Annotated in this window: 11 protein-coding genes; 1 reads left to right on the top strand and 10 read right to left on the bottom strand. The window is 68.7% G+C overall.

The window, feature by feature from the left end:
* Positions 1 to 604 (bottom strand): phosphodiester glycosidase family protein (locus AAIL17_RS05590; RefSeq protein WP_424681835.1); only part of this gene is annotated, 604 nt, incomplete at its 3' end.
* 101 nt (positions 605 to 705) lie between these two features.
* On the opposite strand from AAIL17_RS05590, the gene AAIL17_RS05585 reads away from it, so the two are divergent.
* The gene (locus AAIL17_RS05585) at positions 706 to 1,200 is read left to right on the top strand and encodes an NUDIX hydrolase (RefSeq protein ID WP_424681834.1); all 495 of its coding nucleotides are present in this window, start codon (positions 706 to 708) and stop codon (positions 1,198 to 1,200) included.
* A 22-nt stretch (positions 1,201 to 1,222) separates the two neighbouring features.
* On the opposite strand, the gene AAIL17_RS05580 is transcribed toward AAIL17_RS05585, so the two are convergent.
* The 9 genes from AAIL17_RS05580 to AAIL17_RS05540 form a co-directional block, all read right to left on the bottom strand.
* Complete coding sequence (locus tag AAIL17_RS05580) at positions 1,223 to 1,600, bottom strand: VOC family protein (protein ID WP_424681833.1); 378 nt, start codon at positions 1,598 to 1,600, stop codon at positions 1,223 to 1,225.
* A 119-nt stretch (positions 1,601 to 1,719) separates the two neighbouring features.
* Entirely contained in the window at positions 1,720 to 3,138 is a 1,419-nt protein-coding gene (locus AAIL17_RS05575) for a M16 family metallopeptidase (RefSeq protein WP_424681832.1), read from the bottom strand.
* Between the two features lie 8 nt (positions 3,139 to 3,146).
* Positions 3,147 to 4,490, bottom strand: coding sequence for a M16 family metallopeptidase (locus AAIL17_RS05570; protein WP_424681831.1), 1,344 nt, complete (start codon positions 4,488 to 4,490; stop codon positions 3,147 to 3,149).
* 196 nt (positions 4,491 to 4,686) lie between these two features.
* Positions 4,687 to 5,463, bottom strand: coding sequence for a lipoate--protein ligase family protein (locus AAIL17_RS05565; RefSeq protein WP_424681830.1), 777 nt, complete (start codon positions 5,461 to 5,463; stop codon positions 4,687 to 4,689).
* Positions 5,460 to 5,750, bottom strand: a complete 291-nt coding sequence (locus AAIL17_RS05560; protein ID WP_424681829.1) for a biotin--protein ligase — start codon at positions 5,748 to 5,750, stop codon at positions 5,460 to 5,462. The genes AAIL17_RS05565 and AAIL17_RS05560 overlap by 4 nt, the downstream gene beginning before the upstream one ends.
* 131 nt (positions 5,751 to 5,881) lie before the next feature.
* Positions 5,882 to 6,265 carry a DUF1801 domain-containing protein gene (locus AAIL17_RS05555; protein WP_424681828.1) on the bottom strand — a complete coding sequence of 128 codons (384 nt, stop codon included), beginning with the start codon at positions 6,263 to 6,265 and terminating at the stop codon, positions 5,882 to 5,884.
* A 30-nt stretch (positions 6,266 to 6,295) separates the two neighbouring features.
* On the bottom strand, positions 6,296 to 6,706 hold the full coding sequence (locus AAIL17_RS05550) for a VOC family protein (RefSeq protein ID WP_424681827.1): 411 nt from the start codon (positions 6,704 to 6,706) through the stop codon (positions 6,296 to 6,298).
* A gap of 30 nt (positions 6,707 to 6,736) precedes the next feature.
* Positions 6,737 to 7,192: a helix-turn-helix transcriptional regulator gene (locus AAIL17_RS05545; RefSeq protein WP_424681826.1), complete on the bottom strand. Its 456-nt coding sequence runs from the start codon at positions 7,190 to 7,192 to the stop codon at positions 6,737 to 6,739.
* Positions 7,193 to 7,319: 127 nt separating this feature from the next.
* On the bottom strand, positions 7,320 to 7,736 hold the full coding sequence (locus tag AAIL17_RS05540; protein WP_424681825.1) for a hypothetical protein: 417 nt from the start codon (positions 7,734 to 7,736) through the stop codon (positions 7,320 to 7,322).
* Between the last annotated feature and the right edge of the window lie 160 nt (positions 7,737 to 7,896).

Below are 7,896 nucleotides of genomic sequence, written 5' to 3'. Positions count from 1 at the left end.
CTGCGAACACCACCTCGTGCGGCGTGCGCGCGCACACGCCGCTGCGCCACTTGAGGCTGTCCGAATCGTGCACGAAGGCGGGATTGATCCTGCCGTCGATCACCAGCATCGGCCCCGACTGCGTCGCCCAGCGCGCCTTGCGCCCGTCCGCCTTGAACTGCGCGCTGGTCTCCACCGCGGCCTGGCCATCCGGATAGATCGCGAACACGCCGTTGGGCAGCAGCGAGAAATTGCCCGAGGCCGGATTGCCGTGCGCCATGTTCAGCGGCACCAGCGCCTTGCCGTCCTCCACGTACAGGCCCAGCGGCTTGAACGCCGCGTCGTAGATGCCGGCGTTGGCGGCGAACAGCAGCCGCCTGCCGCGCGCCTCGCCCCACTGGCGCAGGCTGTCGATGGTGCCGAACGGCTCGTCGCTGCCCGGATCGCGCCAGTGCAGGCTGAGCGGCTCGCGCTTGAGGTCGATGCTGACCACGCGGTAGTTCTGCCCCTCGAACGCGCGTATCTCGCTGTCCAGTGCGCGCGCCTGCGGCGCGCAGCCGGCCAGCGCGGCCAGCAGCAGGGAAACGATCGACAGCAGCGGGAGGCGAGGGGCGAGGCGGATCATCCCCCGATGGTCGCCGCCCGGGCGCGACAGGCGCAAGTGTGTGCGCGGCGCGCGTTCAGTCGCGGCGCTACACTCCTCGCTTTGCCACTGCCAGCCCGCCGATGTCGACCGCCTACTGCCCCATCGTCGCCACCCTCGGCTACGTGCTCTCGCCCGACCGCGACCGGGTGCTGATGATCCACCGCAACGCGCGGCCGGACGACCAGCACCTGGGCAAGTACAACGGCCTGGGCGGCAAGATGGAGCCGGGCGAGGACATCGCCGCCTGCATGCGCCGCGAGATCCGCGAGGAGGCCGGCATCGAGTGCACCTCGATGCGCCTGCGCGGCACGCTCAACTGGCCCGGGTTCGGCAAGCACGGCGAGGACTGGCTGGGCTTCATCTTCCTGATCGACGGCTTCGAGGGCCGCTGCCTGGCCGGCAACCACGAAGGCACGCTGGAGTGGGTGCCGCGCGCCCGGCTGATGGAGCTGCCGATGTGGGAAGGCGACCGGCATTTCCTGCCGCTGGTGTTCGACGAGGACCCGCGCCCGTTTCACGGCGTGATGCCGTACAAGGATGGCCGGATGCAGTCGTGGTCCTACAGCCGCCTTTGAGCCGGCGGCCGGCCACTTCGGTTCATTGCATGGAATGCAGGCCGATCATGTTGCCTTCGGTGTCCACCACCAGTGCGATGAACCCATACGGCCCGATCGCGAACTTCTCCTTCATGACCTTGCCACCCTTTGCGGCGGCGCGGCCGGCTTCCACGGCGCAGTCCTGACAGGAGAAATAGACCAGCGTGCTGTTACCGCCGGACGGCACGCCTTCCATCTTCACCAGCGCGCCGGCTGCCCCCGTACCGTCCTGCTGCATGGGGAAGGCCCACATCTCCAGCGGGCTGGAGTCGGGTGCCTCCAGCTTTTCCAGCTTCACGGCGAGCACCGCCTCGTAGAAGGCTTTCGCGCGGGGCATGTCCTGCACGTAGATCTCGAACCAGCCGACGGGGTTTTGCATGGCCTTGGCCTCTGCCGCGGTCGGGATTCCCGATTTCGTCCGCCCAGCCGTCGTGCGGGCGTGAAGGCGATGACCGTGCACGCGCGCGACCGCCGGCAACGCCGGCGGCCGCAGCGGGCTCAGGGCTTGAACACCTCGAAGGTGCCGAACGGCTTGAGCTGCGCGTCGATCGCCTTCGGATCACCGACCACCACGATGCTCTGGTCCTTGGCGGCGAAGTACTTGCGCCCCATGGCCTGCACCTGGTCGGCGGTGACCCTGTTGGCCTCGGCCACGTAACGGCTCAGGAAGTCCGGCGGCAGGCCGTCGATCCAGTAGCCGGCCAGCGTCGCGGTGAGCGCGCTCTGGATCTGGTTGCGCAGCAGGTAGATGCCGCCGACCAGCCGCTTGGCGCCGGTCAGCTCCTCCGTGCTGGGCGCCTGCGTGGCCATGCTGTCGTAAAGCTTGGTCAGCTCCTGCAGGGTGGCGCCGGTGACCTCGTTGCGCACGTCGACGCGTGCATAGGCGCTGCCGCCGGCGCGCTGGGCGTCGAAGGAGGAGAACGGGCTGTAGGAATAGCCCTTGTCCTCGCGGATGTCCTGCGTGATGCGACTGGTGAAGCCGCCGCCGAGGATGGTGTCGGCGACCGTGAGCGGGATGAAGTCGGGATTGCTCGCGGCGATCACCGGGCGGCCGTAGCGGATGTTGCTCTGCACGGCGCCCGCGCGCGGCACGATCAGGCGCTTGGCCGCCGATTCGCTTGGCGCCGGGACGGTGGTCGCCAGCTTCCTGCCGTCGGACTTCCAGCCGCCGAACTGCTCGCTGGCCAGCTTGAACGCCTGTTCGGCGTCGATGCGGCCGACGATCACCAGCAGCGCACGGTCGGGCTGGAAGCGCGCATCGTGCAGCGCGCGCAGGGCTTCGGGCTTGCTCGCCTGCACGCTGGCCTCGCTGAGCGAGTCGCGCGAATACGGATGCGAGCCGAAGGCGGCATGGTCGAACGCGCGCTGCGCCTGCCAGGCCGGGCTCGATTCCTGCACCTTCAGCTCCTGCATGGCGTTGGCCTGGGCCAGCGCCACTTCCTTGGCCGGGAAGCTCGGATGCAGGGCGGTGTCGGCCACCAGCGCGATCAGTTCGGGCGCGTGCGAGGCCAGCGCGTCGGCGCGGATGGTGATCGCATCGGCAAAGGCGCCGCTGTGGTAGTCGCCGCCGATCGAGCGCAGCGTTTCGGCGATCTGGAGCGAGCTGCGCGTGGCGGTGCCTTCGTGGAGCAGGCGCGCGACCATTTCGGACATCGCCGGCGTGGCGGCGTCATCGGCAGCCGTGCCGCCCAGCACCGCGAGTTCCACGTTGACCTTGGGCAAGCCTTCTCGCGGCACTACCCATACGGTCAGTCCGTTGGGCAGCGTGCGTTGCTGGATCTGCGGCGTGGGCAGCGGCTTTTCCGGGCCGTAGGCGGGCAGGTCCTTCGGTAGCGGCTGGGTGGAAGCCTGCGCGAAACCGGCCAGCGAAAGGCTCACGGCCAGCGCGAGCAGCTTGAACGTCTTGTTCGTTTTCATGGCGGTCCTCACTTGGCAGGGGCTTTCGCGGCGGCGACGGGACGGCGCACGACCACGCTGCGGTTGGCGTCGGTGAGATAGGTGCGCGCTACGCGCTGGATGTCGGCGGCGGTCACCGCCTGGATCCAGCCGGGCATCTTGTTGGCGACGTTGGCGTCGCCCCACAGCGTCTGCAGCTTGGCCAGCGTATCGGCGCGACCGAGGAACGACTCCAGGCCGCCGTACCACTCGGACAGCATCTTGGTCTTCACGCCCGCCAGCGTGGCCTCGTCCACGCCGCCATCGGCGATCTTGGAGATTTCCTCGTCGAGCGCGGCGAGCACCTGGTCCGGCGTCGCGTTGGGTTTGTAAATGGCGAACAGGCCCAGCAACGCAGGGCCGGCATAGTCGCTGCCGTCACCCAGCGGGAAGTTCATGCCGCCCTCGATGTTGAGCAGCAACTGGCGGCCCTTGACCAGGCCCTGGTAGAAGCGCGAGGCGTCGTCGCCCACCAGCAACTGCGACAGGACCATCATCGGCACCTGGTCGGCGCTGCCGCGCGGCGGCATCTTCCAGCCGACGGCCAGCGCCGGCACCTTGGCCAGCGCGTCGGTTTCCTCGGCATGGCGCGGCTTGGTGTTGAGCGGCTCGGAAACGTCCGGGCGCTTGGGCAGGGCGCGCGCGGGAACCTTGTCGAAGTACTGCTGCGCGAGCTTGAAGGCTTGCTCCGGCGTCACGTCGCCGGCGATGCCGAGCACGGCGTTGGCCGGCTGGTAGAACGTGTCGTGGAAGGTCTTCACGTCCGCGATGCTGGCGTGGTCGAGGTCCTTGAACGAGCCGTAGCCGTCGTGCTTGTTGGCCCACTTGTCGAAGGCAAGCGCATTGAGGTCGGTCCAGAAGAACAGGCCGTAGGGCTGGTTCTTCACGTTGACGCGAATCTCTTCCTTCACCACGTTCTGCTGGTTGGCCAGGTTCTTCGCGCTGAAGTCGAGCGACTTCATGCGGTCGGCCTCCAGCCACAGGATCGGCGCCAGCGCGGAGGAGGGCGCCGAGGCGATGTAGTTGGTGTAGTCGGCGCGGGTCGAGCCGTTGAACACGCCACCACCGCCCTGGATCACGCGCTCGAAGGTGCCCTTGGGCGCGTCCGGTGTGCCCTCGAACATCAGGTGCTCGAACAGGTGGGCGAAGCCGGTGCGGTTCTGCGGCTCCAGCCGCATGCCGACGTGATAGACCATGCTGATGCCGACGGTCGGCGAGCTGTGGTCTTCGGACACCACCACGGTCATGCCGTTGTCGAGTTTCTTCACGGCGACCGGCAACTTCCACGTGTCGCTGTCGGCGGCCTGCGCCCCGAGCGCCAGAGGGCGCGCCATTCCGATCCTTCCCCCGTTTACGGGGGAAGGTGCCCGAAGGGCGGATGGGGGAAGCCCGCGAAAGGCATCTCGGCGTCGCGTCCAGAAAGCGCCCCCATCCGCCTGTCGGCACCTTCCCCCGCGTTCGCGGGGGAAGGCTCGGGAGCGTGGCGCTGCGGCTCGGGGAAAGGTGCCAACCAGCCGTTACGAGGCGTCGTCAGGCGACGTCGGCGGTCCAGGCGGTACCTGCGAACTTCTCCCGGGCGAGCACTTCGGCCTGCGCGAGCTCGTCGGAACGCAACGTGTCGTCGGCCAGCCCATGCAGGCGGCGGAAGGTGGCGATCATGTGGTCGATGATCGCCGCGCGCGGCAGGCCGGTCTGGCTGCGCAGCGGATCGACGCGCTTGGCGGCGCTCTGCGTGCCCTTGTCGGAAAGCTTCTCGCGACCGATGCGCAGCACTTGGAGCATCTTCGCCGCGTCGATGTCGTAGGCCATGGTGACGTGGTGCAGCACCGCGCCGCCGCGATGCGCCTGCGCGGCGCCGGCGATCTTGCCGCCCTCGGAGGTGATGTCGTTGAGCGGCTGGTACCACGCCTTGATGCCGAGCTCGGCCAGCGCCTCCAGCGTCCAGGCGTCCATCCATGCGTAGGCTTCCTGGAAGCTCATGCCCTTGATCAGCGAGAGCGGCGCGTAGATCGACCAGGTGATGGTGTTGCCCGGTTCGATGAACATCGCGCCGCCGCCGGATACGCGTCGTACCACCTCGATGCCGTGCCGGCGCGCGGCCTCGCCATCGACCTCGTTGCGCAGCGACTGGAAGCGCCCGATCACCACCGCGGGACCGCCCCATTCCCAGATGCGCAGGGTCGGCGGACGGTGGCCGGCGCCGACTTCGTGGGTGAGCACTTCGTCCAGCGCCATGTGCAGCGCGGGCGCTTGCGGGTCGGTATGGATCAGGTGCCAGTCGTGGTCGCGCCAGAGCGTGCGGGTCATGCGGCCGTTCCCTGCTCGATGGCGCGGCGGACCGCCACGGCGACGGCCTCGGGCGAGATGCCGTACATCATTACCCCGGGCGCGAGCTGCGCGCGGATGGCGGCGGCAAGCATGTGTTCGTCGGCATCGGCGTCCTGGCCTTCCAGCGCGGCGTCGATGGCGTGCAGCGCATTGTCCGGTTCCAGGAAGAAGTCGCCGCTGACCTGGACCTGCGCCAGGCTACCGTCGCTGATGGCCAAGTCGACCACGATCAGCTTGCCGCCAGGCATCTTGTATTCGCCGTGCATCCACCGCTCCGTGCCTTCGCTTGCTGGCCGGGAAGGGTAATGCTTTTCGCTGCGAAGGGCTGCGCCGGGACCGCGTTGCCGCTCGTTCGCGCAAGCGGCAACCGGTTCCTGACGGGCTGCCTCGCGGTGCGCTAGCCGGTTCGGGACGTGTTCAACGCCACTGCGGCGCGAACGAGTGCCTTCAACGCCTTTTCGTCGATTTCGTCGCCCTCGTGGAAATCGATGGCCCGGCGCGTGTTGCCCTCGAGGCTGGAGTTGAACAGGCCGGCGGGATCTTCCAGCTTCGCACCCTTGGCGAACGTCATCTTCACCGCGGCCTTGTAGCTCTCGCCGGTGCAGACGATGCCGCCGTGGGACCACACCGGGACGCCGCGCCATTTCCACTCCTCGACGATCTCCGGGTCGGCCCCTCGGATGATCGCGCGGAGGCGGGCGAGCATGTCGCCGCGCCAGTCCGCCAGCTCCTCGATCCGTGCGTCGATCAAGCGGGAAGGCGTTTCGGTATGGATGGGCATGGGCGTTTTCGTTCCCGGGGACATGGCGGGTCAGCGTACTTCGTTGATGCGCACGTGGTTGCCGGCCGGGTCCCGGAAGGCGCAGTCGCGCACGCCGTAGGGCTGCTCGGTCGGTTCCTGGATGACGTCGGCGCCGCTGGCTTCGATGCGCGCGAAGGTGCCGTCGAGATCGCGGCTGGCCAGGATGATCATGGCGTAGGTGCCCTTGGCCATCATCTCGCCGATGGTGCGGCGCTCGTCGTCGGTGAGGCCCGGGGTGGCGCCCGGCGGATGCAGCACGATCGAGGTGCCGGGCTGGCCTTTCGGACCGACGGTGATCCAGTGCAGGCCGTTGTACTCGACGTCGTTGCGCACCTCGAAACCGAGGGTGTCGCGGTAGAAGGCCAGCGAGGCCTGCGGGTCGTTGTGCGGCAGGAAGGTGGAGTGGATGGTCAGGTCCATGGTGTCGCTCCGTTGTGGGGTGCGATCAGTCTAGGTGCGGTCGCCGCCTGCCGCTTCTCGATTCCTGATCGGTCGGGTGACCTGCTTGGCCACGCACGAGGGGATGCCTGCGGTCGCGCGCGCCTCCCTGTTGCGGTAGGCGCTGGGCGACATGCCCACCAGTTCCGTGAAGCGCGTGCTGAAGGTGCCCAGCGAGGCGCAGCCGACCGTGAAGCAGACCTCCGTGACGCTGAGATCGCCCCGGCGCAGCAGCGCCATGGCGCGCTCGATGCGGCGGGTCATCAGGTAGGCGTAGGGCGATTCGCCGTAGGCGAGCTTGAACTGGCGGCTGAGGTGCCCGGCCGACATGCCGATGCCGCGGGCGAGCGCCTCGACGTCCAGCGGCTGCGCGTATTCGCGGTCGATGCGGTCGCGCACGCGGCGCAGGCGCGCGAGGTCGCGCAGGTGCGTGGCAGTGCCGGTGGGGGACGGGTCAGCTTGCGTCATCTCGCGCCGCAGTGGAGCACAACGGCGTATGCGTGTGCCACTGGTGGCAGCCGTCGATCTGGCCGGCATCACTTGGCAGATCGAAGGCGTGTTCCGGCGCGGAGGGAGATCCGCGGGTCGCGGGGCCTCAGTGGCCGTCGTGGTGAAAGTGCCCGCTGCCGGCGCCGATCGAGACACTGACGCCGCCCCTGGGGTGGTCGCAACTGCCGAAGGCCTTGCTGAGGTTCACCGTGCCGCTCTGGTAGCTGCCGTCCACGTGGCGGCCGCTCATCACGCCCATGCCCACGCTGCCGTGGACCTGCGGCTGGTTGTAGGTGGCGTCGTCGCAGTCGTCGGTGGCGATATCTTCGTCGGCCTCCGTACGGCCGCTGTGGTCGCCGTAATAGACGCCCGGGGCGCTCGACGGCTTCGGCGCCGTGCTGGCCGGAGCGGGCAGGTCGCTGGGCGGAAGCTTGAGGTTGAGCGGCTGGCCGGCGCTCTGCGACCAGGCCGGCGTGGCCAGCAAGGTGGCGAGGAGGAGGGCGGCGGGAAGCTGGGGGCGCATGGCGGAATCCGGTGGAGCGGTGCCTGTATCAACGGGCGGGGCGCGGTCGCGTGTACCGGGGTTGGAGTGGTGGTGGGTGGGAAAGTTCGCAGTGAAGCGAGCCGACAGCTTTGCTTCCTCTCCCCTCCGGGGATAGGACCGAGGTGAGGGGCCGGGGCTC

This window comes from Frateuria sp. YIM B11624 (assembly GCF_049727805.1).
Taxonomy (GTDB): domain Bacteria; phylum Pseudomonadota; class Gammaproteobacteria; order Xanthomonadales; family Rhodanobacteraceae; genus Frateuria_A.
The sequence above is the reverse complement of the archived record's forward strand: the minus strand, read 5'-3'. Positions and strand labels throughout refer to the sequence as shown.

Excerpts from the sequence above, each read along its gene's own strand:
- AAIL17_RS05575 (WP_424681832.1), bottom strand. The coding sequence starts at position 3,138 with ATGAAAACGAACAAGACGTTCAAGCTGCTCGCGCTGGCCGTGAGCCTT.
- AAIL17_RS05570 (WP_424681831.1), bottom strand. The coding sequence starts at position 4,490 with ATGGCGCGCCCTCTGGCGCTCGGGGCGCAGGCCGCCGACAGCGACACG.
- AAIL17_RS05580 (WP_424681833.1), bottom strand. The coding sequence starts at position 1,600 with ATGCAAAACCCCGTCGGCTGGTTCGAGATCTACGTGCAGGACATGCCC.
- AAIL17_RS05540 (WP_424681825.1), bottom strand. The coding sequence starts at position 7,736 with ATGCGCCCCCAGCTTCCCGCCGCCCTCCTCCTCGCCACCTTGCTGGCC.
- AAIL17_RS05550 (WP_424681827.1), bottom strand. The coding sequence starts at position 6,706 with ATGGACCTGACCATCCACTCCACCTTCCTGCCGCACAACGACCCGCAG.
- AAIL17_RS05560 (WP_424681829.1), bottom strand. The coding sequence starts at position 5,750 with ATGCACGGCGAATACAAGATGCCTGGCGGCAAGCTGATCGTGGTCGAC.
- AAIL17_RS05555 (WP_424681828.1), bottom strand. The coding sequence starts at position 6,265 with ATGCCCATCCATACCGAAACGCCTTCCCGCTTGATCGACGCACGGATC.
- AAIL17_RS05565 (WP_424681830.1), bottom strand. The coding sequence starts at position 5,463 with ATGACCCGCACGCTCTGGCGCGACCACGACTGGCACCTGATCCATACC.
- AAIL17_RS05545 (WP_424681826.1), bottom strand. The coding sequence starts at position 7,192 with ATGACGCAAGCTGACCCGTCCCCCACCGGCACTGCCACGCACCTGCGC.
- AAIL17_RS05585 (WP_424681834.1), top strand. The coding sequence starts at position 706 with ATGTCGACCGCCTACTGCCCCATCGTCGCCACCCTCGGCTACGTGCTC.